The following is a 25,637-nucleotide window of genomic DNA, read 5'->3' on the forward strand; positions in this document are numbered from 1 at the left end:
AGGGAATGCAAGCAAACGCTTGCTAAGGGAATGCAAGCAAACGCTTGCTTAGGGTTGACGCGGGGTGGAGCAGCCCGGTAGCTCGTCAGGCTCATAACCTGAAGGTCACAGGTTCAAATCCTGTCCCCGCAACCAAATACAAAAGAGCCCGCCCTCGTGCGGGCTCTTTTGTATTGTGCCGTGGTGCCGGCGATTTAACCTGTCATCAGGCGCCCGCAAGCAAGCGGAGCCGACGCCGCCGGACAGAAAACTCAATCCTGTCCCCGCAACCAATCTGCGGTAAACGGCCCGCCTGGCACAAAGCCCGCGGGCCGTTTTGATGTTCGGCTGGGCTGGCCATCGATTGCCCCGGATCAGGCGCCCGCAACAAGGCGAAGCCCAAGCTGCGGGACAAAAAACCCAATCCCGTCCCCCGCAAACCAATCTCCACCAAGCAACAGTCCCCCAGGCACCAGCCAGCGGGCCGTTCGCATTCGGGGGACTGCCGAAGCTTCTCGGAATACGCCGGATGGTCCGAAGGCTGCCGTAAGCCGACGCAGCAGCAGACTTCTTGGCTAAGCGACATGGAGAGCGTCACGCCGCGCCCGGAATAGATGCTATCAAAGACAAGATCGTGGCTTCACGCGATAAAGACGCGGCCGGCGGGAGGGCACCACGCGAGCTCCTGGGTGCCGATACTCTAACCACACTCTCCGCGGTTCGCGGCCAAAGGCCGGAAAGGCCCTGCCTAGCCCGTACGGCACCTTGGCGGCCCGCGACCAGCTTCGTCGATCGGAGCGTATAGGTCCCCGAAGGAGGTCGTGAAATATATTTCAATATGTGAATTATATTGACAACATGCGCCGAGGCTGTAATGTCCCGATCGTCGGCTTTCGGAGGAAGGTCGGCATCATCAAATCCATACGGCAGCGCTCGCCGAGTGCCTGCGACGGTCATTGAGGATGGCTTCGGCCAAGGGAGGAAACTTGCGCAAATTTCTGAGCACGCTCGCAATCGCGGCGGCTGCATCGACCTGCTTTGGGTCGATGCAGGTACGCGCCGAAACCCCCAACCCGTTCAAATGCGAGCCGGGTGAAAAATACGTCATGAACGTCATGGTCTCGGGCGTCGAATACTGGTTCCCGGTCTATGAAATGTTCAAGCAGGCCGGCCAGCAGTTCGGCTGCGAGACCGCCTATACGGGTACGCCGGAATACGACGTCAACAAGCAGATCGCGACCTTCGACCAGGCGCTGGCGCAGAAGCCTGCCGGCATACTGGTACACCCGATGAATTCCGATCCGTTCATCGAGCCGATCAACCGCGCCATCGAACAGGGCACCGCAGTGGTGACCTTCGCCGCCGACTCGCCGAATTCCAAGCGCGTCTCCTACATCACCTCCGACAACAATGCCGAAGGCACCTATGCCGCCGACGCCGTTGCCAAGGCGATGGACGGCAAGGGCGAATATGCGGTGCTGGAGAATCCCGGTCAGGACAACCACGACAAGCGCGTCAACGCGTTCGTTGCCCGCATGGAAGCCAAATGGCCTGACATGAAGCTCGTCGGCCGCGCCGCTTCGAACCAGGATCCGACCAAGGCCTATCAGGCGGTTCTGAGCCTGGCGCAGGCGCATCCTGATCTTGGCGCCGTGTTCATGCCGGAGGCCAACTCGGCCATCGGCGCTGCCCAGGCCGCCAAGGAAGGCGGTGGCAAGATCCGCGTCATGCTCGCCGACGTTAATGCCAAGATCCTCGACATGATCAAGGCCGGCGAGATTTTCGGCTCGGTCAATCCAAACCAGGGTATGCAGGGCTATATGGGCTTCATGCTGTTGTGGATGGCCAAGCATCCCGGCCTGATCGACCCGATGAACGACGCCAAGCGTTCGGGTTTCAACCCGATGAGCGTGCCCTTCGTCGACAATGGCTTCTCCATCGTCTCCAAGGACAATGCGGACGACTTCTACTGGGACAAGTACCTCAAGCGTCGCGGCACCAAGGGCATCGAGGAATAGTCTCGATCCCGCTGCCCGGCCTCGGCATGGCCGGATTAACCGGGAAGGAGGCTTCGGCCTCCTTCCTCCCCCGCAGGTTCATCGCAGGAGCACGGCGTGACCCAGGCGCCCATTCTTGAAATCCGTCGCCTGTCCAAGGCGTTCGGCCCGGTCAAGGCGCTGAGCGACGTACGGTTCGAGCTGCGGCGCGGCGAAATCCATGCACTGTGCGGAGAGAACGGCGCCGGCAAGTCGACGCTGATGAACATGATCGCCGGTGTATTGCAGCCCGACGAGGGCGACATCCTGATCGATGGTGAGCGTGTTTCGATCCACTCGCCCGCGGCCGCCCAACGTCTTGGCATTGCGCTTGTCCACCAGGAGATCGCGCTCTGTCAGGACGCGACGGTTGCCGAAAACATCTACATGGCCGCGATCAACAGCCGGCGCGCGCCGCTGATGAATTTCCAAAAACTCTACGCCGACGCCCAGAAGGTCATGGACCTGCTCGCGCCCATTCCGGTGCGCACCAGGGTTGCCGATCTCTCCATTTCCAACCAGCAGCTTGTCGAGATCGCCAAGGCGCTGACGCTCGACTGCAAGGTGCTGATGCTCGACGAGCCGACTGCGGCGCTGACCGAAAGCGAAGCGCAGCGCCTGTTCTCGATCGTGCGCGGGCTCAAGGAGCGTGGCATTTCGGTGGTCTATATCAGCCACCGCATGGCCGAGATCTTCTCGCTGTGCGACCGAGTCACCGTCTTCCGCGACGGCCGCTACGTGGCGACCGATCAGGTCGCCGCCGTCTCACCGGACGATGTCGTGCGCAAGATGGTGGGCCGCGAAATCACCCAGCTCTATCCCGACAAGCTGGCGCCGCAGGCGCCTGGGCGCCTGCTCCTCTCGGTCGAGGGGCTTTCCGATGGGCGCCGCTTCGCCGACGTCGATCTGCAGCTTCGCGCCGGCGAGATCCTGGGCATAGGCGGCCTGATCGGCGCCGGTCGCAGCGAGATCGCACAGACGGTCTGCGGCCTCAGGCCAATGACCTCTGGAACCGTCGCGCTCGACGGAAAGCAGCTCCGGCTGCGCGGCTATGGCGATGCGGTCAAGGCGGGGCTGGTCTATCTCTCTGAGGATCGCAAAGGCTCCGGCGTATTCCTTGACCTGCCGATCGCGGCGAACATCTCCGCGCTCGACCTCGGCAGGCTGACCGGGCCACTTGGCCTGCTCGACCGCAAGGCCGAGGATCGTCAGGCGCGGGAACTGACCGGCAGGCTCGGCGTGCGCATGGCCGGCATCGAGGCCACCGTCTCGACGCTGAGCGGTGGCAACCAGCAGAAGGTTGCCATCGCCAGGCAGCTGTCCGTCAGTCCCAAGGTCATCATCATGGACGAGCCGACGCGCGGGATCGATGTCGGCGCCAAGGTCGAGATCCACCGGCTGCTGCGCCAGCTTGCCGGCAGCGGTGTCGGCGTCATCGTTATCTCGTCGGAACTGCCGGAGCTGATTGGCTTGTGCGACCGCGTCCTGGTGGTTCGCGAAGGCAGGATCGCCGGCGAACTCACCGCCGGCGAGCTCGGCGAGGAAGCCATCATCATGCTCGCCTCGGGCGTTCAGGATAGTTCAAATCAAAGGCAGGCCCAGAATGTCGCCTAGGGAATCAGGAGAAGCGCTCGTGCACGCCGAGATCAAGGCCGCCGGGCGGCGCGTCAATTTCGCTCAGCTCGCCTCGATGCGCGAGGCCGGACTGATCGTCATCATCCTGGCGCTGTGTATCGCCATGAGCTTCGCCTCGCCGCACTTCCTGACATGGGGCAATTTCCGCGCCATGCTGATGAGCTTTTCCATCGAAGGCATCGTCGTCGTCGGCATGACTATCCTGCTCATCGTCGGCGGCATCGACCTTTCCGTCGGCTCGGTCGTGTGTTTCTCGATGGTGGTCTCGGGTGCGCTGTTCCTCGCCGGCCTCGATCCCTGGACGGCAAGCCTGATCGGCATCGGCGTCAGCGCGCTGATCGGCGCGGCGATGGGCTTCTTCGTGACCGTGATAGGCCTCAATCATTTCATCACGTCGCTGGCGGCCATGGTCATCGTGCGGGGCATGTGCCTGGTGGTCACCAAGGGCACGCCGCTGTCGCTGTTCACACTGCCGCCGGCCTTCAAGGCCATCGGCCAGGGCAGCTTCAACAACATCCCCTATGTCATCCTGATCTTCATCGTCGTGGTGGCGATCTTCGACTTCCTGCTGCGCCGCGCCACGGCCTTCCGCAAGGTTTTCTACACCGGCTCCAACGAGAAGGCCGCGCAGTTCTCCGGCATCAGGACGAATCAGGTGAAGTTCTGGGTCACGGTGCTGTGCTCGACCCTCGCCGGCCTGGCCGGCGTCATCTACATGGCGCGCTTTGGCGCGGCGACGCCGACCTTCGGCGCCGGCATGGAGCTCAACATCATCGCCGCGGCCGTCATCGGCGGCGCCTCGCTGAATGGCGGCTCGGGCACCATCTTCGGAGCGATCCTCGGCATGGCGTTGCTGTCGGTGGTGACGAGCTCGCTTATCCTGCTCGATGTCTCGGTCTATTGGCAGGACATGATCAAGGGATGCATCCTGCTGGCGGCGGTGTCGATCGATCACTTCCTGCACCGCAAGAAGTCCTGAACCTCAAAGGCGGCGAAGCAAGACCATGGCCCCTCCCAACACCCGAGACGACATCGCCGCTGTTCGTCAGATGCACCAGGCGCTTGTCCTGCATTATATCGAAGGCAAGACCCAGGCCGAGATCGCCGGGGAACTCGGCCTCTCGCACGCCACGGTCAACCGGCTGATCAAGCGCGGCCACCAGCTCGGCCTCGTCGAGATCAAGATCAAGTCGCCGATCGACCATCTGGTCGACCTGGAAGCGCGGCTGGTTGCGCTGGGCGGCATCGAGCGGGCGATGGTGGTGCCGTCGGTTTCCGAAAATCCGCACACGGCCCTGCAGCGGGTCGGCGAGGCGGCGGCTGGGCTGCTGCTCGACACCATCAAGGACGGCGACACGATCTCGATCACCGGCGGCAAGGGCGTCAGCGCGCTGGTCGCCGGTCTCAAGCCGGGGCGCCGATACGACGTCGAGATCATTCCCGCAACCGGCCTGGTGCAGGGCAAGCACTATACCGACGTCAACCACGTCGCCTCGCTGATGGCCGACAAGCTCGGCGGCCGCGCTTACCAGATCCATGCGCCGCTGTTTGCCGACACCGCGCAGCAGCGCGAAATGCTGATGGGCATCAGCTCCGTCGCCGACGTGTTTCGCAAGGCGCGCGAGGCGGATGTCGCGGTGGTGGGTGTCGGCTCCATCCTGACCGACGATTCCAGCTACTACGACCTGCATCCGTCCTCGAATGCCGATCGCCAGGCGATCGAGAAGTCCGGGGCGACAGGCGAGCTGCTCGCTCATCTCATCGACCGCCAGGGCAAGCTTTGCAACTACTCGCTCAACCGTTCGCTGGTCTCGTTGACGCTTGACGAGTTCGCGACCATCCCGCGCTCGATCGGCATTGCAAGCGGCCCCAGCAAGGTCGCGCCGATCCTCGCCGCCCTGCGCGGCAACCATCTCGACACCATCGTCACGGACGAGGCCACGGGGCTCCAGATCCTCGAGCTGGCCGAACAGGAGGTAGCATGAATTCTCGACAGATCCAGCGGCAGATCGGCAAGTCCGGCATATCGGCGTCGGCTGTAGGCCTGGGCACCTGGGCGATTGGCGGGTGGATGTGGGGCGGCACCGACGAGAAGGAGTCGGTCAAGGCGATCGAAGCCTCGATCGATGCCGGCCTCAGCCTGATCGACACAGCGCCGGCCTACGGTCTTGGCCGCAGCGAGGCGATCGTCGGCACCGCCATCAAGGGCAAGCGCGACAAAGTGGTGATCGCGACCAAATGCGGGTTGAACTGGCATTCGGGCAAGGGCGGCCATTTCTTCGATCAGGACGACAAGCCTGTGCATCGCTATCTCGGCGCCGATGGCATCGCCTATGAGGTCGAGCAGAGCCTGCGGCGTCTGGGCACCGACTACATCGACCTCTACATCACCCATTGGCAGGATCCGACGACCCCGATCGCCGAGACGATGGCGGCGCTGGAAAAGCTCAAGGCGGCCGGCAAGATCCGCGCCATTGGCGCCAGCAACATCAGCGCCGAGGATCTTGGCCAGTATATCGATGCCGGCCAGCTCGATGCGATCCAGGAGCGCTATTCGATGATCGACCGCGACATCGAGAGCAGCCTGCTGCCGATCACCCGCCGCCATGACATTGCCACCCTCAGCTACTCGTCGCTGGGGTTGGGGCTACTTACCGGCACGGTCGACCCTGAGCGCACATTCGGCGGCGACGACCAACGCAAGGACAACCCACGCTTCTCCACGGCCAACCGGCAGAAGGTCGCAAAGCTGAAAGAGGCAATCGCCCCGATCGCGGAAAGCCACCAGGCGTCGATGGCGCAGATCGTCATCGCCTGGACGCTCGCCCAGCCGGGCATCACCTTCGCCCTGTGCGGCGCACGCAATCCTGAGCAGGCGCTCGACAATGCACGGGCCGGGGAGATCACGCTTGCCGCAAGCGAGCTTGCGGCAATCGACGCCGCGGCAGCCGCACATCTCACCGCGATGGATGCCTGAGAAAAAGGCAACAGCCCCGATGAAGCGTAGTCATACAATCGCCGGTCTGCGCGACCGGCCGGACATTACCGTGCTCGTCATTGGTGGCGGCATCAACGGCATCAGCGTCTTTCGCGAACTGGCCTTGCAAGGGGTCGATGTCGTGCTGGCGGAAAAGGGCGACTATTGCAGTGGTGCGAGTGCCGCCCTGTCGCGCATGGTGCATGGCGGCCTGCGCTACCTCGAAAACGGCGAATTCAAACTGGTGCGCGAATCGCTGCTCGAACGCGACCGGCTGCTGAGGAATGCGCCGCACTATGTGGCTCCGCTGCCGACGACGGTGCCGGTCTTCGACATTTTCTCCGGTCTCGCCAACGGTGCGGTGCGTTTCCTGGGGCTGACGCGGCGGCCCAGCCGGCGCGGGGCGCTGGTCATCAAAGCCGGGCTTGCCATGTATGACCTTTTCACCGCTGCACGGCGTTTGATGCCGACGCACCGGTTCAGGGGCCGCGCCGAAACCCTGAAGACATGGCCGGCGATCAACCCGGCGATCCGCAATTCGGCGACCTATTACGACGCCTGGGTGAGCCGGCCCGAGCGCCTCGGCCTGGAGATGCTGCTGGACGCCACGACGAGCGGGGCGAACGCGCGCGCCCTGAACTACGCTCAGGCGTCGTCGACCGGCGACGGCCTTGCCATTACCGACACGTTGACCGGCGAGAAGTTGCCGGTGCGGGCGCAACTGGTCATCAACGCCACCGGTGGCTGGATCGACCTGACCAACAAGGCCATCGGGGCGACGGCGCAGACGATGATGGGCGGTACCAAGGGCTCGCATCTGATCGTCGACAACAGCGAACTGTTCGACGCGCTCGGCGGCCACATGGTCTATTACGAAAACGAGGACGGTCGCATCTGCATCCTGTTTCCCTATCTGGGCAAGGTGCTGATTGGCTCGACCGACATCCGGGTCGATGATCCAGACCTAGTCCGTTGCGAGGAGGACGAGCAGCGCTACATCCTGCAGTCGCTCGCTTTCGTCTTTCCCTCGATCAAGGTTACCGAAAACCAGATCGTGTTCCGCTTCGCCGGCGTGCGCCCTTTGCCGGCCAGCGAGGACAGTTTTACGAGCCGCATACCGCGCGATCATTTTTGCGAGTTCGTGGAAGCGAGCGGGCATCTGCCGGCGACGTTGTGCATGATCGGCGGCAAGTGGACCACCTTCCGTTCGTTTGGAGCGCTGGCCGCCGACATGGCGCTGAAGCGGCTCGGCCTCGCGCGCAGCCAGGGAACGCAGGACATGGCCATCGGTGGCGGCCGCGATTTTCCCACCGATCCGGACGCCTGGTGCGCATCATTCGCTGCCGAGCATGGCCTGCCGGTCGAGCGCGCGCACACACTTCTGCAACGCTATGGCACGTCGGCCAGGGATTTCGTTTCGCACCCGGCGGGCGAACAGATGCTGCCGCGGTCGGACTATTCGGCAAGCGAGATAGGGCGCATCATCGAGCGCGAGCAGGTCGAGTGCCTCGCCGACCTGTTCCTGCGCCGCACCACCATCGCCATTTCGGGCGGTCTCAGCTTCGACCTCGTCAATGCCGTTCTCGACATGCTGGCGGCGCACAAGGGCTGGAGCGCCAGCGAGGCCGCCATTGAGCGCTCGACCTTCCTCACCTTGCTGGCCTACCGGCACGGCATCGATCTCCAGACGCATCAAAGGAGCGCCCTATGCGCGTAAACAAGAAAGTCCGCATGAACCGTCTGTTCGGCGGCGGCCGCTGTCTCGACGTCGCCATCGATCACGGCGTCTGCAACGAGCCGAGTTTCCTTGCCGGGCTGGAAGACATGGCCAGCGTCGTCAACCAACTGGTCAAGGCCGGCCCCGACGCCATCCAGATGAACTACGGCCAGGCCGACCTGCTGCAGGCCGTGCCTGGCAAGGACAAGCCGGCGCTGGTGATGCGCATCGACATGGGCAATCCCTACAACAGGATACGCCACCGAGCGATGTGGGCGGTGCTGCAGAACGAAGCCGAGCCCTTGCTTGGCGCCATCGAGATGGATGCGGCTTGCGTCGTGGTCAATCTGTTCATGCTGCCCGACGAGCCGGACCTGTTCCGGCAATGCGTGCAGAACATCGCCCGCGTGCGCGCCGATTGCGAGAAATACGGCCTGCCGCTGATGATCGAGCCGCTGGCCATGCTGCCGGTCGCAGAGCATGGCGGCTACATGGTCGACGGCGATGCCGAAAAGATCGTCACCTTGACCCGGCTTGCCCGCGAGATGGGTGCCGATATCGTCAAGGCCGATCCGACCACCGATCCCAACGACTTCCACCGCGTCGTCGAGGCGGCGCGCTGCCCGGTGCTGGTGCGCGGCGGCGGCAAGGAGGATCTGCGTGCCGTGTTCGACAAGTCGGCTGCCTTGATGGCACAAGGTGCGCTTGGCATGGTCTATGGCCGCAACATCTACCAGCATGCCAACCCGAGCGCCGTCGTGCGCGGGCTGATGGCGATCATTCACGACGATGCCAATGGCGGCACGGCCTGGGATCTGTACAACCAGGCTTAGGCTGCGGCCTCGGGAGGCGCCAATGGCAAGCTATATCCTCGGTCTCGATGCCGGCAACACCGTCATCAAGGCTATCCTCTTCGACCTGTCCGGCCGCGAACTGGCATTCGCCGCTCGTGACGGCCGCTCATCCATGCCAAAGCCCGGACATGTCGAACGCGACCTCGACGAACTCTGGCGCAACGCGGTTTCGGTCATCGCCCAATGCATCGCTGAAGCCGGTATCGACGCCCGCGAGATCGTTGCCATCGGCTGCGCCGGTCATGGCAACGGGCTCTACGCGCTCGATCGCGATGGTGCGCCATTGATCGGCATCCAGTCGCTCGACACACGCGCGGTCGGCATCGTTGCCGAATGGGCAGAGCAGAATGTCGGCGACCGCACCTATGCACACTGCCTGCAACGGCCGTGGGCGGCGCAGACGCCAACCCTGCTTGCCTGGCTCAAGCGCTTTTCGCCGGCCTTGTTCGCCAGCATCGGCACCGTCTTCCTGTGCAAGGATTTCGTCGTCAACCGCCTGACAGGTGCGCGCAGCAGCGATACCTCCGACATGTCGGGCTGCGGCCTGCTGCAGATGCGGGATCGGCGTTACGAGCCGGACCTGCTTGCCGCCTATGGGCTCGGCGACTGCGCGGACCTGCTGCCGCCAGTGCTGGAATCGGCCGACATTGCCGGTCATGTCAGCGAGGACGTGGCGGCCCTGACGGGACTGCGCGCCGGCACGCCTGTCGTCGCCGGGCTGTTCGATGTCGTCGCCAGCGCGGTCGGTTCGGGCGTGACCAGAACCGGTGCCGCCTCGGTCATCGCCGGAACCTGGAGCATCAACCAGGTCATCACCGACGAACCGATCCGCGACCCTTCGATCTTCATGCTGTCGACTTTCGATCGCCAGCGCTATCTGGCGATCGAATCCAGTGCCACCTCGGCCGCCAATCTCGAATGGATCGTTCGCGAATTCCTCGAACATGGCGGCGAAGCCGGCAAGTCGCCGTTCGAATTGTGCAGCGAACTGGTGGCGTCAGTCGATCCTAACAGTGACATCCCGATCTATCATCCCTTCCTGTACGGCTCGCAGCAGAATGGCCACGCGCGCGCCGGCTTCTACGGTATCGCCGGCTGGCACAGCCGAGCACATCTGCTTCGTGCGCTGTTCGAGGGCGTCGCCTTCGAGCACAAGCGCCATGTCGAGACCTTGCACAAAGCGGGCGCCGATTTCGACCAGGTGGTGCTGTCTGGCGGCGGCTCGCGCAGCAGCGTCTGGCCGCAGATATTCGCCGATGTGCTCGGCGTGCCCGTCACTGTGGCGCGCAGCCGCGAAACCGGCGCGCTGGGAGCGGCGATCGCGGCGGGCACCGGGGTCGGCATCTTCGCGGACTACAGCGCAGGTGCCGCCGCCATGACTGCGGCCGCTCGACACTTTGTACCCAACGAGGCGGTTGCCGACGCGTATGCACGGCGGTATCGACTGTACGGCGAGATCAACCAGGCGATGACCCCGATGTGGGAGCGCATCGCCGGACAGCAGGCGCGCACGTGACCGAAGCTCCACCGTCCCCGTTCGGCAGTTACGACTACGTCATCGTCGGGGCCGGCTCCGCCGGCTGCGTGCTCGCCAACCGGCTCTCCGCCGATCCGCGCAACAATGTGCTGCTGCTCGAGGCCGGGGGCAGCGACCGCTATCACTGGGTCGATATCCCGATCGGCTATCTCTTCTGCATGGGCAACCCGCGCACCGACTGGATGATGAAGACGGAGCCGGAAGCCGGTCTCAATGGACGCAGCCTCAACTATCCGCGCGGCAAGGTGCTCGGCGGCTGTTCATCGATCAACGGCATGATCTACATGCGAGGCCAGGCTGCCGACTATGATGGTTGGCGGCAGGCCGGCAATGCCGGCTGGGGCTGGGACGACGTGTTGCCCTATTTCCTCAAATCGGAAGACTATCACGGCGGCAAGAGTGCCATGCACGGCGGTGGCGGCGAGTGGCGGGTCGAACGGCAGCGGCTGTCGTGGCCGATCCTCGACGCCTTTCGGGACGCTGCCGAGGAACTCGGCATTCCGCGCACCGAAGACTTCAACACCGGCACCAATGAAGGCTCGGGTTATTTCGAGGTCAACCAAAGGAAGGGCGTGCGCTGGAACACGTCGAAGGCGTTTTTGCGCGGCATCGCGGGGCGCAAGAACCTGCGCGTGGTGCTCGGCGCGGAGACCGAACGGCTCGAATTCGACGGCCGGCGCGTCACCGGACTGGTTTTCCGCCAAGGCGGCCGCCTACACCAGATCCGCGCTGGACAGACGATCCTTGCGGCCGGTGCCATCAACTCGCCGAAGCTGCTCGAACTGTCGGGGGTGGGCCGCCCCGACCTGCTTTCGAGCATCGGCCTGGATGTTCGTCATGCCTTGCCGGGCGTTGGAGAAAACCTGCAGGACCATTTGCAGATTCGCACCGTCTTCAAGGTCGCCAACACCGCCACGCTCAACCAGCGCTACCACAATCTGGTCAGCCGTGCGTCGATGGGGCTGGAATACGCGCTCAAGCGCAGCGGGCCACTGTCGATGGCGCCGAGCCAGCTCGGCATCTTCGCCAGGAGCGATCCACGCCTCGCAACGCCCGATCTCGAATATCACGTGCAGCCGCTGAGCACCGACCGTCTGGGCGAGCCGCTGCATCGCTTTCCCGCGGTCACCGTCTCGGTCTGCAATCTGCGCCCCGAAAGCCGGGGCAGCGTGCACATGGGTTCAGCCGATGCGCGGGAGGCGGCGAAGATCCGCCCGAACTATCTTTCCACCGAGGGGGACCGCAGCGTGGCCGTCGCGTCGTTGCGCCATGTCCGCAGTCTGATGAAGGCACAGGCGGTGGCGCGCTTTGCGCCGGAAGAGATGCTGCCCGGCATGCAGTATGACAGCGACGAAGAGCTCATCCGCAAGGCCGGCGATATCGGCACGACGATCTTCCACCCCGTCGGCACCTGCAAGATGGGTTCGGATACGATGGCGGTGGTCGACGAGGCCCTGCGTGTTCACGGGCTTGGCGGGCTGCGCGTGGTCGATGCCTCGATCATGCCGACAATCGTTTCGGGCAATACCAACTCGCCGGTCGTCATGATCGCGGAAAAGGCAGCCGAGATGATCCTGCAAGAGGCCCGCTGACCGCCATCGGCTTCAAGCCGCGGCAACACCGCGCGATCGCCGTCTCTCGGCCGCCGCGAGCAGATCGACGAAGGTGCGCACCTTGGCGGGCCGGAACCGGGCCGGCGGAAAGACCGCGTGGATGCCGCCTGACGGCAGGCTCCAGTCGGCAAACACCGGCACCAGCCGCCCCTCGGCGATATCGTCGCTGACGCTGTAGTCCGGAAAGACGCCGAGCCCGATGCCGACGAGCACGCAAGCCAGGGCGGCGGGGCTCTTGTCGCACATGATGACCGGATTGAGTTCGGTCAGCACCGTTTCGCCGTCCCTGGAAAACAGCCATTGGCCGATGCCGCGCAACTGGGTGTTGCCGACCCAGGCCAGCGATCTTGCCTGGCGCGGCGTCACGTCGGGCGGCAGGCTCGTCGCGAAGCCAGGGCTCGCCACCACGATCTGCCGGATCGTCCCCAGGCGCCGCGCCTGGTTCGAGGAATCGGTGAGCCAGCCGACGCGGATGCCGAGATCGATCTGCTCGTCCACCAGATTGCTGACGGCGTCGTCGAAGATCGCCTCGACGCGCATATGCGGGTAGGTTCTGAGATAGGCCGCCATGACCGGAGCCACCATCTTGGTGCCGTAGTCGAGTGGCGCCGTGAGCCTCAGCGTTCCGCTCGGTTCGACGGCTCCGCGCGAGATTTCGCCATAGGCCGCCTCCGCTTCGCGCAGGATGATCATCGCGCGGTCATAAAAGAGGCGACCCTCTTCGGTCGGCGTGACACGCCGGGTCGTGCGCTGCAGCAGCGTTGCGCCCAGCTCCTCTTCGAGCTTGCCGATCTGATGGCTGACCACGGCCTTGGCGACGCCAAGCCGGTCGGCCGCGGCAGTGAACGAGCCGGTTTCCATCACCGTGGTGAAATAAGCCAGCCGATTGAGGTTCAGAAGTTCGGCCAAGCTGGCTGCCCTTTGTATGATCAGATCAGACAGTTTGTATAATTGGGCGCCATTTATCGCAAGGCCTCCGGCTGCCACATATGAGCGACGGCCTCGATGAGTCCGGTGGCCGGACAGGAATGGCAGCGACTATGAGCAATTCAGAAGTGACCTATCTTTTCGATCCGCTCTGCGGCTGGTGCTATGGCGCCACCCCGATGCTCGACCGGTTGCCGGCCGCCGGCCTGAACGTCGAACTGCTGCCGACCGGCCTGTTTTCCGGCGCCGGCGCGCGGCCGATGGATGAAGGTTTTGCGGCGCATGCCTGGGCGAACGACCAGCGCATCGAGCGCCTGACCGGACAATCGTTCACCCCGGCCTACCGGCACAATGTCCTCAATGTCCGTGGGACCCTGCTCGACTCACATGCCGCCACACTCGGTATCACTGCCGCCGGCCTGGAAGATCCCAGCCGCCGGCTTGCCGCGCTGAAGACGATGCAGCATGCGCGCTATGTAGAAGGACGCGATGTCGTGACGATCGGCGGTGTGGCCGAGGTGCTCGCCGCCGCCGGCATGGCGGACGCCGCCGAGATGCTCAAGGCGCCGACCGAAACATTGCTGACGGCCCACCGCGAGATGGTCGGCCGCGGCCGCGCGCTGTTCCAGCGCCTGCATGCCGATGGCGTGCCTTCGCTGGCGGTCATCCGCAACGATGCGCCCCGGCTCATCGGTTCGAACGCACTGTTCGGCAGCTTCGACAATCTCGTCGCCCATATCGCGGCGGCGTGATCCCCAGCAAATCTTCAACAAGGGAACTGAAAGACATGGCAAAAGTCGCTCTCATTGGTGCATCCGGCGCAGTTGGTTCGCGCCTTCTCAAAGAACTCTCCGATCGCGGCCACACCGTCACCGGCATTGCGCGCAACCCGGAAAAGATCGCGGCGCTGCCACGCGTGACGGCCAGGAAGGGCGACGTCTTCGACGAGCAGGGTCTTGCCGATCTGATCCGCGGCCATGATGTGGTGATCAGCTCGGTGCATTTTCTGGACAGCGACGCCGACACGCTGATTGCCGCTGTGCGGGCCTCCGGCGTGAAGCGCTATCTCATCGTTGGCGGCGCCGGCAGTCTCGAAGTCGCACCGGGCAAGCGGCTGGTCGATAGCCCCGACTTCCCGGCGATCTACAAGGCAGAAGCGCAGAAGGGCGCCGACTTTCTCGACAGATTGAAGACGGTCAGCGACCTCGATTGGACGTTCCTGTCGCCATCCGCCATGTTCGTGCCTGGTGAGCGCACCGGCAAATTCCGCCTCGGCAAGGACACGCTTCTCGCCTCCGAGAAGGGCAGCAGCATTTCCTTCGAAGACTACGCGATCGTCATGGTCGACGAGATCGAGAAGCCGGCCCACATCAGGCAGCGCTTCACCGTCGGCTATTGAGCGAACGGGTGGTGGCGGCCGGAACTCAATCGAGGCCGGCCGACGCCAGCCGCATCAAGATTTCGCGGGCGGCGACGCCCCGGTAGGTCATCGGTGCCGACGCCGTCCCGTCTCGGTGCCTTGGGCAAAGCAAATGCTGGGCTGTCATGCCTGCGATCCCACTTTTCGGGATCATGGTCCGGCCCGGCTCAATCTTGGCGCGGCCGCCACCAGCGCCTTGCCGATGGCCGATTGCGGAGCGTCGATGACGCCACGGGCGTCGCCGCTCTCGGCAATCCGGCCGGCATCGAGAAGGATGACGCGGTGGGCGACCGACCTGATGACGCCGAGATCATGTGAAATGAAGAGATAGGCGATCTTTTCCTGGCGTTGCAGGTCGAGCAAAAGCTTGAGGATCTCCCCGCGCACGGAGACGTCAAGCGCCGACACCGCCTCGTCGAGCACGATCAGCGACGGCTTCGTGGCGATGGCGCGGGCAATGGCGACGCGCTGCCGCTGGCCGCCGGAGATTTCATGAATGGCACGCGGCGCGAGATCCGCCGTCAGCCCGACGCGCTCCAGCAGGGCGGCGATGCGGCGCGGGCGCTCGGAGCGGGAGGCGATGCCATGGATGCGCAAGGGATCGTCGAGCACACGCGCCACCGTGGCGCGAGGGTTGAAGGCGGCAAGCGGGTCCTGGAACACCATCTGCAGGCGCGCGCGGCGTGCTCGCAGCGCGGCGCCGCTCAAGACCAGGAAATCACTGCCTTCGAAGTCGATGCGGCCAGCGTCCGCCTCAATCAATCGCAGCACCAGCCGCGCGATCGTCGACTTGCCGCTGCCGGAAGGTCCGGCCACCGCAAGTGTCTCACCGGGGTCGATGTGAAAGGAGACATCCTCGACGGCAGCGATGGTCTTGCCGCCGCGACGGTAGCGCTTGGTGAGGTTGGACACCGCCAGCAGGCTCATGCGTGGAGCCTGGCTCGGTTCAGCAACGGCCTGGTGTCGAGGCCTATATGGGCGTCGAGCAATGCACGCGTATAGGGCTGGGCCGGGGCGCCGACAATCTGCGCCGTCATGCCAAGCTCGACCAACTGGCCATGACGGAAAACGGCGATGCGCTCGGCAAGCTCGGCCGCCAGCGCGATGTCATGGCTGATGAACAGCAGCGTCATGCCGTCCTCGTTCACCAGTCGTCTGATCAAGGCGACGATCTCGGCCTGCACGATGGTATCGAGCGCGCTGGTCGCTTCGTCGGCGATCAGCAACTTCGGACCGGCCGCAATGGCGGCGGCGATCGCCACACGCTGCTTCTGGCCGCCGGAGAGCTGATGCGGGAAGGCGCGCAAGGCCGAGTCCGGATCTGGCAAGCGGACGCGCTCGAGCAGGCTTTTGGCCCTGGCATAGGACTGGGACCAGGTGAGGCCGAGATGCGTGCGCGCCACTTCGGCGATTTGCTTGCCGATGGTCATCACCGGATCGAGGCTGGCGGACGGGTCCTGGAAGACGAAGCCGATGTCGCGGCCGAGGCGGGGGATTTTGTTGAGTTCGGGTTTGAAAGGCTGGCGTTCCGTCACACCCCCCTCTGTCCTGCCGGACATCTCCCCCGCAAGGGGGGAGATCAGCAGCTTCGCCGACCGCTCCCCTTCCGCGACATTGGTGATTGGCGAAGGCAGAGGTGAGAGCGTAATCTCCCCCCTTGCGGGGGAGATGTCCGGCAGGACAGAGGGGGGTGCCTTGGCGCCCGATGAGGACAAAAACCAATCGATGCGACCTCCAACCTTGGCAGAAGCCGGCAGCAGCCCGGCAATGGCCAGTGCCAGCGTGCTCTTGCCCGAGCCGCTTTCGCCGATGATGGCGAGGCGTTCGCCAGCGGCGATGTCGAGGCTGACGCTCTTCAGTGCCGCCACCTCGCTGCCGTCGCGGCGGTAGGTCACCGTCAGGTCGCGGATCGTAGCCAGGGCGGTCACGAAAGGCCTCTCCTGACTGCCGTCGTCTCGACGATGCCTTCACCAGCGAGATAGACGCCGAGCACGGTCAGAACCAACGCTATGCCCGGGACGATCGACAGGAAGGGCGCGGTGCGCAGCACGGCGCGGCCTTCTGCTATCATGCCGCCCCAGGTGACCCGGTTGGGGTCGCCCAAGCCGAGGAAAGACAAGGCCGCTTCGATGAGGATCGCGGCGGCGACGATCACCGACGACATCGCCAGCACCGGTGGCAAGGCGTTGGGCAGCACCTCGCGAAAGGCGATCGCCAGCGGGTGCATGCCGATGACCCTGGCCCCGGCGACATAATCGCGTTCGCGAATGGAGAGGACTTCAGCGCGGGCTACTCTAGCCGGTCCGGTCCAGGTGCCGAGAGCGATGGCAATCACGACGACGCCGAGCGACGGTCCGACGACGCTGACGAAGGCCAGCGCCAACAGGAAGCTCGGCACGGTCTGAAAGGCGTCGGTGACGCGCATCAGCACCTCGTCGACGAGGCCGCCGGCAAAGCCGGCCAATGTGCCGACCACCGCGCCGACGACAAGTGCCGCCGCCGCGGCCGCGAGCCCGACGGCCAGCGACGTGCGGGCGCCATGAAAAAGCTCGGCCAGCACGTTGCGGCCAAGCCGGTCGGTGCCGAGCGGCAGCGACCAGTCCTGGAACGGCGGCAGCAGTGCGGGGCCGGCGATGGCTTGGGGATCGCCTGGGAACAGCAGCGACGCCGACAGCGCCATGGCAATCAGCGCCGCGAGGAGGATGGCACCGGCAACCGCCTCAGGCACGCGCAGAAAGCGGCGGAGCGGGCTCATGCGCGGGCCTCGCTCGCGCCGACGCGCGGATCGAGGAAGGCATAGGCGATGTCGACGAGAAGGTTGATGACAATGACCAGGACGGCGCTGGTGAGGATAATGCCAAGCAGAAGCGGCGTGTCGCGGGAGGCGACCGCCTCCTGCGCCAGCCGGCCGAGGCCGGGCACGGAAAAGACGCTCTCGATGACGACGCTGCCGCCGAGCATTTGCGCCGATTGCAGGCCGAGCATGGTGACCAGCGGCAGCAGCGCATTGCGGGCGACGTGGGCGAGAACGATGCGCCGGCGGGATAGCCCCTTGGCGCGGGCGGCCAGGACGAAATCCTGCCGCCAGACCTCGGCCATGCCGGCGCGCATCATGCGCAGATAAAGCGCCAGATAGATGAAGCCGAGGGCAGAAACCGGCAAGACGAGATGAATAGCGATGTCGGTTGCACGGTCGAGCCCCGTCTTGTCCGAGGCCAGGGTTTCGATGCCGCCGATCGGCAGCCAGCGCAGGTCGACGGCAAAGACGACGATCAGCACCAGGCCGAGCCAGAAACCCGGCACGGCATAGAGCGCCAGCGAGCCGATCGACAGGAAGCGATCTCGGAAACTGCCTGGCCGCGCACCGGCATATATGCCAAGTGCCGAGCCAAGCCCGAAGGAGAGCGCGGTGGCGCTGACCATCAACAGCAGCGTGTTGGGCAGGCGTTCGAGGATCACATCGCGGATCGGCCGGGAGAAGGTCACCGACTGCCCGAGATCGAGATGCAACAGCGCCCAGAGATAGTTGGCGAGCCGCGTCAGCTCCGACTGGTCGAGACCCCAGCGATGACGCAACAGCTCGATCATGCCGGCATCGCCGCCGGTCGAGACGATATAGGCGTCGACCGCGTCGCCGGGGGCGGCTTCGAGCAGCAGGAAGGTGCCTATGACGACGATCAGCAGCACGAAGATGCTGCCGACGAGGCGACGGCGGATGAGCGTGAGGGCGCGGGTCATGGGAAAAGGACGCCGGCCTGATCGTGAGAGGTGCGGTGTCTGGGCACCCCCCTCTGTCCTGCCGGACATCTCCCCCGCAAGGGGGGAGATTGGATGTCACCGACGGTTTCGCCAATTTCCGAGGTTGCATAATTGGCGGGGCGGACAAATAGCCGATCTCCCCCCTTGCGGGGGAGATGTCCGGTAGGACAGAGGGGGGTGTGAAGGAACTCGGCCTTCGGCCAAATTCCCCTTTTCTCGCAAACTCTCATCCGCGCAATTGTCTCACGATTCCAAATACGTGTCCGCCCAGTTCGACACCGCCCAGCGCGGGTTGTTGGCGATGTTGCCGACAGTGTCGCGCGCGACGCTGATAAAACTCCATTCGGCGACGTTGATCAGCGGCAGGTCGGTGGCCACCTCCTTCTGGAATTCCTTGTAGAGGTCGGTGCGGGCTGATGCGTCGAGCGTCTCCGATGCCTTGGCGATGAGCGCATCGAGCGCGTCGTTCTTGTAGCCGCCCTGGTTGGAGAACGGCACGCCGTCCGGAATGCCGCTCTGCACCAGGATGGTGGTGGAAATCGCCGGGTCGCCGCGGAACACCGGCGGGCCGACGGCGAGGTCGAAGGCGTGATCGGTGTAGACCGCCTTGATATGCGCGGCCGAGTCGTTGTTGACGAGCTCTGCGTCGATGCCGATGGCGGCGAGCGCCTGGCGCAGATAGTCGCCGAACTGCTTGGTCTCGTTGAAATAGGGCGCAGGCAGCAGTTTTAGCGTGAAGCGCTTGCCGTCCGGACCTTTCTTGTAGCCGGCCTCGTCGAGCAGCGCGTTGGCCTTGGCGACGTCGAAGGCATAGGTCGGCACATCGGCGGTGTAGAATTGCGGATCGTTCTTCGGCACCGGACCGGTGGCCGTGGCGGCATAGCCGAGGAACACCGTCTTGATGACGAAATCCTTGTCGATGGCATGCGCGATCGCCTGGCGTACTTTCAGGTCGGCCAGTTCCTTGCGGCGATGGTTGATCTCGACGACAAGCTGATAGGTCAGCCCTTCGTAACCCTTGGAGATCACCTTCAGGCCCGGCACTTTCGAGATGCGGTCGAGGTCGGCCAGCGGCACGGCGGAAAAGGCTGCGAGCTGGATCTCCTCGGCCTCCAGCGCGCTCGCCGCTGACGTGCGATCCGGCAGCACCTGATAGATGATCTCGTCGAGATAGGGCTCGTCCTTGCCCCAGTAATCCGTGTTCTTCGTCAGCCGGTAATATTGGCCGGCCTTGTACTCGCCGAATTTGAACGGCCCGGTACCGATCGGCGCGTTGTTGGCCGGGTTGTCCTCGATCTTGCCGACCTCGTAGATGTGCTTCGGCACCACGCTGCTCAGCGCCGGCAGCGCGTTGCGGATCAGCTGGAACGGCGTCGGCTTGGCGAATTTGAAGACGGCGGTGAGATCGTCAGGGGTGTCGACGCTGGCCAGATCCTTGAACACGGTGCGGCCGAGATTCTGCAGCGGCTTCCAGATCTGCAGCGCCGAGAAGGCGACGTCGGCCGAGGTGAACGGCTTGCCGTCATGCCATTTGACGCCGTCGCGCAGTTTGAACGTCAGCGAGAGCCCGTCGGCGGCACCCTCCCAGCTCAGCGCCAGCCGTGGCGCGAGCCCGTCCTTGCCGTCGAAGGAGGCTTCGGCCAGCGTTTCGACGATCTTGCTGGAGATGAAGAACACACCGTTGGAGGCGACAATCGCCGGGTTGAGGTTGCGCGGTTCGGAATCGGCGGCAAGCACCAGCCGCCCGCCCTTCTTTGGCGTCTGCGCCCAGCCCGGTGCCGGCATTGCGGTGGAGGCCAGCAGCATTGCCGAACCGGCAAGCATCGTGCGTCTGGAAATCGTGAAACCTGACATGATCGAACTCCGTCCTCTCCGCGACCCGGTCGGATGCGCCAATACCCCTCGGACGCCGGCAAGCCCGCCAGCATCCCTTGCGGCGGCGATTATGAGCCTTGCCGAGGGTTTCGCCAGAGACGGAATTGGCGCATCCTCGCTTGGCTTTGAAATTTTCGTCCGCTGGACCAGTTTGGAGGGCGTGGCTCAATTTGATCATTCTGGTAGGACCAGATTGATTGGATGTGCGACGAATGACAACACAGAGGCGTAGAGAGGCGACATTTCATCTCTTTCTGGCTGGACCAGAATGGGCAAAATGGTGCAGATTTGACCACTGCCAAGGGATCGGGAGCGGAACAGCGGCGATCCGGCTATTCAGGGAGAGAGAGATGAACATTGCTCCGGGCAAGAATGCGGTCGGCAATATCCCGTTCGACCAGGCAAGGGTCGACCGGTTGATGGAGGAGGCCGGCATCGATGTGCTGCTCGCCACCTCCAAGCACAACACGCAATACCTGCTGGGCGGCTACAAATTCATCTTCTTCGCCGCCATGGATGCGATCGGCCACAGCCGCTACCTGCCGATCGTCGTCTACGAAAAGGGCGGGCCGGATCATGCCGCCTATATCGGCAACCGCATGGAGGGCGGCGAGCATCAGAACAACCCGTTCTGGACGCCGACGCTGCACGCCGCCTGCTGGGGCACGCTCGACGCCGCAAACCTTGCGGTCGAGCATCTGCAGAAGATCGGCAAGGCCGGCGCCCGCATCGGCATCGAGCCCGGCTTCCTGCCGTCGGACGCCTATACGCTGATCCGCAAGGCGTTGCCGGATGCCAGGCTGATCGACGCGACCGACATGCTGGAGCGCATGCGCGCCATCAAGACCGATGCGGAACTGGAGAAGCTGCGCACGGCCTCCGAACTGATCACCGATTCCATGCTGGCGACCATTGCCTGGGCGCGCGAAGGCACGACCAAGGGCGAGATGATCGAACAACTGCGGCGCGAGGAAACCAATCGCGGCATTCATTTCGAATATTGCCTGCTGACGCTGGGCTCCAGCCACAACCGCGCCGCTTCACCGCAGGCGTGGAAAAAAGGCGAGGTGCTGTCAATCGATTCCGGCGGCAATTATCACGGCTATATCGGCGACCTCTGCCGCATGGGCATCCTCGGCGAACCGGATGCCGAACTTAGAGATTTGCTGGCCGAGGTCGAGACGGTGCAGCAGGCGGCCTTCTCCAAGGTCAAAGCGGGCACGCTGGGCGGCGACATGATTTCGCATGCCGAGGGCGTGCTGAAGGCTTCGAAGGTCGCGCCCTACACGGATTTCTTCGGCCATGGCATGGGGCTGATCACGCATGAAGCGCCGTTCCTGATGACGAACCATCCGGTCACCTATGAAGGCACTTACGCGGCAAAGCCGCTGGAGACGAACATGGTGTTGTCGGTGGAGACAACCATGCTCCACCCGACGCGGGGCTTCATCAAGCTGGAGGACACGCTGGCGGTTACCGACACCGGCTATGTGATGTTCGGTGATCGTGGCAGGGGATGGAACAGAGGCGCGAGCGCCTAGCTGGTATTGAGGCTGCTGCCCCCTCACCCGGATTGCCATCCGAATAGCGAAGAGCAATTCGGGGCAATCCGACCTCTCCCCGAGGGGAGAGGTCGGAGCCGGCGATGATGCTCGTCTCTTCTCCCCTTGGGGAGAAGGTGGCCGCGAAGCGGCCGGATAAGGGGGGCCTCCCAGCAAACGCGGGAACGGAGGAAAGATCACTGCCCCGCCGGAACCAGCCTGAAGTCCGGTAATTCCCGCAAAACCAGTTCGGGCCCTGCCGGCGAATAGACGACGAAAAGCTGCATCGGCCCGTCGCCGGTGTTCAGCGTCGAATGAAAGCGGCTTTCCGGCACATAGATGGTGCAGCCGGGGCCGACTTTTGCGACCACCGGATTGCCCTTTTCGTCCTCAACCATCTGCTCGCCATGACCGGAGATGACGAAGATGATTTCTTCCGCGCCCGGATGATTGTGGCGCGTGTGACCCTTGCCGGAAGGCAGGTCCACCACACCGCCGGAAAAGCGGGTTGCGCCATTCACTTCGGGCGCCACCGTCAGCGCCAATTTTCCCCAGTCGAAGCCGAAGGCGCTGACGTCCTTCGGGTAGACAAATACCTTGCTCGTGTCAGTCATCGTCTCATCATCCCTTCTTTTTCTTCGTGGTCTTGTCACCACCAAGTGTCACCGCCTTGAAATCGGCCGTCTGTTTGGCGATCGCGGCTTCCGCCGGCAGCCGTTCCATCGAACTTGCGCCATAGAAGCCGTGCAGGCCCTTGGCCTGGGAGAGAATATAGCGGGCGTCGTCGGGCATCGAAATCGGGCCGCCATGGCAAAGCAGGATGACATCCTTGCGCACCGAGCGCGCGGCATTGGCGATGGCGTCGATCTCCTGAACGCAGTCGTCGAGCGACTTGGCTGACGTGGCGCCGATCGAGCCGCCTGTCGTCACACCCATATGGGCGACGACGATGTCGGCGCCGGCTTTTGTCATGGCGCGGGCTTCGTCGGGGTTGAAGACATAGGGCGTGGTCAAGAGATCGAGCTTGTGCGCCGAGGCGATCATGTCGACCTCGAGGCCGAAGCCCATGCCGGTTTCCTCGAAGCTTTGCCGCATGCTTCCGTCGAACAGACCGATGGTGGGAAAGTTCTGCACGCCGGAAAAGCCCATGGTCTTCAGCTCGGCCAACAGCAGCGGCATGATGACGAACGGGTCGGTGCCGTTGACGCCGGCAAGCACAGGCGTGTGTCTGACCACCGGCAGCACCTCATAGGCCATTTCCTTGACGATCTCGTTGGCATTGCCATAGGCGAGCAGGCCGGCGGCCGAGCCGCGCCCGGCCATGCGGTAGCGGCCGGAATTGTAGATGATGATGAGGTCGATGCCGCCGGCTTCCTCGGCTTTCGCCGACAGGCCGGTGCCGGCGCCGCCACCGACGATCGGCACGCCCTTGTCGACCATTCCCCTGAATTTCTTCAATATGTCCTTGCGCGGTATGGCGGGCATTTTTTGAGATCTCTCACTGTCTGGCGATGTCGAGGAAGGCTGATGTTGCAGCCTTTGCGAATTCGGGATCGTTGATGTGCAGCGGCAGGCGCGTCACGCGGCGCTTGCTGTTGGGCTTGATGGTGCGCTCGATGGCATCGAACAGAACGGCGTCGGCTTCCGGGTCGAAGAAGGCGCCGCCTTCGATGTCGAGCGCCGAGACGCCTTTTTCCGGGATGAGAAAATGCACCGGCCCCCCGCAGCGGGCGAGCCTGGTGCCGATCCACTCGCCGATCGCACGGCATTCGTCCGCCGTGGTGCGCATCAGCGTGACATTGGGATTGTGTTCGTAGAACAGCCGATCGCGATAGTGCTCCGGGATGGTCGAAGGCGCCCAGAAGTTCACCATGTCGAGCGCGCCGACGGAGCCGACATAGGGCAGCCCCGTGCGAGCGATGGCGCCGAAACGATCGTCAGTCGCCGGCAGCACACCGCCGAACAGCAGGTCGCAGACTTCGGTCGTGGTGATGTCTACGACGCCGGACAGCAAGCCGCTGTCGGCCAGCTTTTCCATGCTGCGGCCGCCTGTGCCGGTGGCGTGGAAGACCATGCAGTCATATCCAGAACGGAGCTGGTCGGCGATGGCGGTCACGCAAGGCGTGGTGACGCCGAACATGGTGAGGCCGATCGACGGCCGGCCGTCTGGCGGCGGCGCCGGTCTGGCCGCCATGCCTGATATGGCGTGAGCCGCATTATGCAGCACGACACGGGAGAGCCGGTTCAGTCCGGCCATGTCTGTCACCGCCGGCATCATGATGATGTCGGAGACATCGACGTAGGGTGCGGTATCGCCGGAGGCGAGCGTCGAGACCATGATCTTGGGCAAGCCGAGCGGCAGGGCGCGCATGCCCGACGTGATGATCGATGTGCCGCCACCGCCGCCGATGCCGATCATGGCTGCGATGTCGTTGCGCGATTGGGCAAAGCGGGCGAAGGCGATGCCCATCGCGGCGACCGCGGCGCCACGATCATTGCCGCCGAGCACGGCGTCACGGCCGCCGGGATGATGGTCGGCGATTTCCCTCGCGCTGATATCGACGGGGATGGTTGCGCCGCGCGTTCCGACATCGACACGGCTAACGAGGGCGCCCGCAGCAGCGATCGCATCGGCCAGGAAGGCGAGTTCCTCGCCCTTGGTGTCCGCGGTACCCACCACATAGATACGCTTCATTGCGCTCCCCCAATCCTGGCAGGCGCGATGCCGCCTCCATCGCTCATTGCCCGGGCCGCTCGACGATGCGGACGCCATTGCAAATTTTTGAGACGAGCGTATCGTATTGGCATGAATGTCTCACGTCAACAATCCGCTGCGAGCGACGACGCTGAACGGGCAACCGGTCCAGTGCCCGAACGTGGGCCGCGCGCGCGGACGAAACGGCTGATGCTGGAGACGGCAACAAGGCTGATGCAGGCGGGCGTCACACCCTCGGTCAGCGAGGTCGCCGAGGCCGCCGAGGTTTCCCGCGCCACCGCCTATCGTTACTTCCCGAGCCAGTCGGCACTGGTGCAGGCCGTCGTCGACGAGGGGCTGGGGCCGATCCTCACCTGGCAATCGACCTCCGCCGATGCCGAGCGCCGGGTCGCCGAGCTGTTCGATACGGCCATGCCGCGCATCGAGGCCTTCGAAGCCACGTTCAAGGCAGCACTGAAGCTGTCGCTCGATCAATGGGCGCGACGTCAGGCCGGCACGCTGGGCGGTGAGCCCGCCTTTACGCGCGGCCATCGCATCGACTTGCTGAAAGATGCGATCGCGCCGCTCAAGGGCCGTTTGCCGCCGCGCGGCTTCAAGCGGCTGGCGCAGGCGCTGTCGCTGATCTTCGGCGTCGAGGTGCTGATCGTGCTCAAGGATATCTGGGGGCTGGACAGCCGCCGGACGAGGGCGGTCGCACAGTGGGCGGCCGGGGCGCTGGTGCGTGCGGCAGTCGCGGAATCGGTCGATGAAGGAGGCAGCCTCGATCCGAAGGCAGTCATGAAATAGAGCCTAACTGGTTCGACCAGATTGGCATGCACACTACCGATCTTAGCCGTTGGGTGGAGTATCGGACAATACCCAATCATATCACTGAGTAGGAAAATCTTGGTAAAACAGGCAGATAAAGCGGGAATCCCATGGCAATGGCCATGTCAAGCTGCCAAGAAAGGGCTTGACGTGCATGCAAAATTGGTAATACCAGATTGGATCAGAAATGCGGATCGAAAGTGAGGGCTGCGATCCATTTTCCGGCGGGGCGAGGAGGCTCGAA

General features: G+C 64.1%; 23 protein-coding genes and 1 tRNA gene. 14 read left to right on the plus strand and 10 right to left on the minus strand.

All coding sequences use genetic code 11. From position 1 onward, the window contains the following. Positions 1-58 precede the first annotated feature (58 nt). The 10 genes from NKI66_RS30465 to NKI66_RS30510 all read left to right on the plus strand — a co-directional run bounded on the left by NKI66_RS30465 (position 59) and on the right by NKI66_RS30510 (position 12,327). A tRNA-Met gene (locus NKI66_RS30465) sits at positions 59-135 on the plus strand. An 830-nt stretch (positions 136-965) separates the two neighbouring features. Continuing rightward, positions 966-1,997, plus strand: a complete 1,032-nt coding sequence (locus tag NKI66_RS30470) for a substrate-binding domain-containing protein (RefSeq protein WP_013529471.1) — start codon at positions 966-968, stop codon at positions 1,995-1,997. A gap of 96 nt (positions 1,998-2,093) precedes the next feature. Further along, the gene (locus tag NKI66_RS30475; protein ID WP_023812423.1) at positions 2,094-3,629 is read left to right on the plus strand and encodes a sugar ABC transporter ATP-binding protein; all 1,536 of its coding nucleotides are present in this window, start codon (positions 2,094-2,096) and stop codon (positions 3,627-3,629) included. 76 nt (positions 3,630-3,705) lie between these two features. After that, positions 3,706-4,629 carry an ABC transporter permease gene (locus NKI66_RS30480; RefSeq protein ID WP_236383556.1) on the plus strand — a complete coding sequence of 308 codons (924 nt, stop codon included), beginning with the start codon at positions 3,706-3,708 and terminating at the stop codon, positions 4,627-4,629. A 25-nt stretch (positions 4,630-4,654) separates the two neighbouring features. Further along, the gene (locus NKI66_RS30485) at positions 4,655-5,635 is read left to right on the plus strand and encodes a sugar-binding transcriptional regulator (RefSeq protein ID WP_023812425.1); all 981 of its coding nucleotides are present in this window, start codon (positions 4,655-4,657) and stop codon (positions 5,633-5,635) included. After that, positions 5,632-6,627 carry an aldo/keto reductase gene (locus NKI66_RS30490; protein WP_023812426.1) on the plus strand — a complete coding sequence of 332 codons (996 nt, stop codon included), beginning with the start codon at positions 5,632-5,634 and terminating at the stop codon, positions 6,625-6,627. The genes NKI66_RS30485 and NKI66_RS30490 overlap by 4 nt, the downstream gene beginning before the upstream one ends. 19 nt (positions 6,628-6,646) lie before the next feature. After that, the gene (locus tag NKI66_RS30495) at positions 6,647-8,344 is read left to right on the plus strand and encodes a glycerol-3-phosphate dehydrogenase/oxidase (RefSeq protein ID WP_023812427.1); all 1,698 of its coding nucleotides are present in this window, start codon (positions 6,647-6,649) and stop codon (positions 8,342-8,344) included. After that, a complete protein-coding gene (locus NKI66_RS30500; RefSeq protein ID WP_352753818.1) occupies positions 8,335-9,177 on the plus strand; it encodes a class I fructose-bisphosphate aldolase in 843 nt (280 codons plus the stop codon). The genes NKI66_RS30495 and NKI66_RS30500 overlap by 10 nt, the downstream gene beginning before the upstream one ends. A 22-nt stretch (positions 9,178-9,199) precedes the next feature. Beyond that, positions 9,200-10,714 carry an FGGY-family carbohydrate kinase gene (locus tag NKI66_RS30505; protein WP_352753819.1) on the plus strand — a complete coding sequence of 505 codons (1,515 nt, stop codon included), beginning with the start codon at positions 9,200-9,202 and terminating at the stop codon, positions 10,712-10,714. Then, entirely contained in the window at positions 10,711-12,327 is a 1,617-nt protein-coding gene (locus NKI66_RS30510) for a GMC family oxidoreductase (RefSeq protein WP_352753820.1), read from the plus strand. The genes NKI66_RS30505 and NKI66_RS30510 overlap by 4 nt, the downstream gene beginning before the upstream one ends. 12 nt (positions 12,328-12,339) lie before the next feature. Here NKI66_RS30510 and NKI66_RS30515 read toward each other — a convergent pair whose 3' ends face one another. Then, entirely contained in the window at positions 12,340-13,257 is a 918-nt protein-coding gene (locus tag NKI66_RS30515; RefSeq protein ID WP_352753821.1) for a LysR family transcriptional regulator, read from the minus strand. A 131-nt stretch (positions 13,258-13,388) separates the two neighbouring features. Here NKI66_RS30515 and NKI66_RS30520 point away from each other — a divergent pair, with 131 nt between their 5' ends. Both NKI66_RS30520 and NKI66_RS30525 read left to right on the plus strand, forming a co-directional pair. Next, positions 13,389-14,027 (plus strand): DsbA family protein, encoded by a 639-nt coding sequence (locus NKI66_RS30520; protein WP_352753822.1) that lies wholly within the window; start codon positions 13,389-13,391, stop codon positions 14,025-14,027. Between the two features lie 35 nt (positions 14,028-14,062). Then, entirely contained in the window at positions 14,063-14,674 is a 612-nt protein-coding gene (locus tag NKI66_RS30525) for an NAD(P)-dependent oxidoreductase (protein WP_352753824.1), read from the plus strand. A 25-nt stretch (positions 14,675-14,699) separates the two neighbouring features. Here the strand turns inward: NKI66_RS30525 and NKI66_RS30530 are convergent, their stop codons facing one another. From NKI66_RS30530 to NKI66_RS30555, 6 genes are all read right to left on the minus strand, one after another. Continuing rightward, positions 14,700-14,822 carry a hypothetical protein gene (locus tag NKI66_RS30530; protein ID WP_352753825.1) on the minus strand — a complete coding sequence of 41 codons (123 nt, stop codon included), beginning with the start codon at positions 14,820-14,822 and terminating at the stop codon, positions 14,700-14,702. Between the two features lie 23 nt (positions 14,823-14,845). Continuing rightward, complete coding sequence (locus tag NKI66_RS30535) at positions 14,846-15,622, minus strand: ABC transporter ATP-binding protein (RefSeq protein WP_352753826.1); 777 nt, start codon at positions 15,620-15,622, stop codon at positions 14,846-14,848. Then, on the minus strand, positions 15,619-16,623 hold the full coding sequence (locus NKI66_RS30540; RefSeq protein WP_352440806.1) for an ABC transporter ATP-binding protein: 1,005 nt from the start codon (positions 16,621-16,623) through the stop codon (positions 15,619-15,621). Before NKI66_RS30540 ends, NKI66_RS30535 begins: the two co-directional genes overlap by 4 nt. Further along, complete coding sequence (locus tag NKI66_RS30545; RefSeq protein WP_352753828.1) at positions 16,620-17,450, minus strand: ABC transporter permease; 831 nt, start codon at positions 17,448-17,450, stop codon at positions 16,620-16,622. The genes NKI66_RS30540 and NKI66_RS30545 overlap by 4 nt, the downstream gene beginning before the upstream one ends. Next, positions 17,447-18,433, minus strand: coding sequence for an ABC transporter permease (locus NKI66_RS30550; protein WP_352753830.1), 987 nt, complete (start codon positions 18,431-18,433; stop codon positions 17,447-17,449). Before NKI66_RS30550 ends, NKI66_RS30545 begins: the two co-directional genes overlap by 4 nt. A 264-nt stretch (positions 18,434-18,697) precedes the next feature. Next, complete coding sequence (locus tag NKI66_RS30555) at positions 18,698-20,308, minus strand: ABC transporter substrate-binding protein (protein WP_352753831.1); 1,611 nt, start codon at positions 20,306-20,308, stop codon at positions 18,698-18,700. Positions 20,309-20,679: 371 nt separating this feature from the next. On the opposite strand from NKI66_RS30555, the gene NKI66_RS30560 reads away from it, so the two are divergent. Beyond that, positions 20,680-21,870 (plus strand): M24 family metallopeptidase, encoded by a 1,191-nt coding sequence (locus NKI66_RS30560; RefSeq protein ID WP_352753832.1) that lies wholly within the window; start codon positions 20,680-20,682, stop codon positions 21,868-21,870. Positions 21,871-22,067: 197 nt separating this feature from the next. Here the strand turns inward: NKI66_RS30560 and NKI66_RS30565 are convergent, their stop codons facing one another. The 3 genes from NKI66_RS30565 to NKI66_RS30575 are packed head-to-tail and all read right to left on the minus strand — an operon-like array spanning position 22,068 to position 24,565. Then, a complete protein-coding gene (locus NKI66_RS30565; protein ID WP_352753833.1) occupies positions 22,068-22,484 on the minus strand; it encodes a cupin domain-containing protein in 417 nt (138 codons plus the stop codon). 7 nt (positions 22,485-22,491) lie between these two features. Continuing rightward, a complete protein-coding gene (locus NKI66_RS30570) occupies positions 22,492-23,355 on the minus strand; it encodes a phosphoenolpyruvate hydrolase family protein (RefSeq protein ID WP_352753834.1) in 864 nt (287 codons plus the stop codon). Positions 23,356-23,368: 13 nt separating this feature from the next. Further along, the gene (locus tag NKI66_RS30575; protein WP_352753836.1) at positions 23,369-24,565 is read right to left on the minus strand and encodes a Tm-1-like ATP-binding domain-containing protein; all 1,197 of its coding nucleotides are present in this window, start codon (positions 24,563-24,565) and stop codon (positions 23,369-23,371) included. 111 nt (positions 24,566-24,676) lie between these two features. Between NKI66_RS30575 and NKI66_RS30580 the strand changes: the two genes are divergently transcribed. Continuing rightward, positions 24,677-25,372, plus strand: a complete 696-nt coding sequence (locus tag NKI66_RS30580) for a TetR/AcrR family transcriptional regulator (RefSeq protein ID WP_352753837.1) — start codon at positions 24,677-24,679, stop codon at positions 25,370-25,372. Positions 25,373-25,637 lie beyond the last annotated feature (265 nt).

This window comes from Mesorhizobium sp. M0518 (genome assembly GCF_040321125.1).
Classification (GTDB): domain Bacteria; phylum Pseudomonadota; class Alphaproteobacteria; order Rhizobiales; family Rhizobiaceae; genus Mesorhizobium.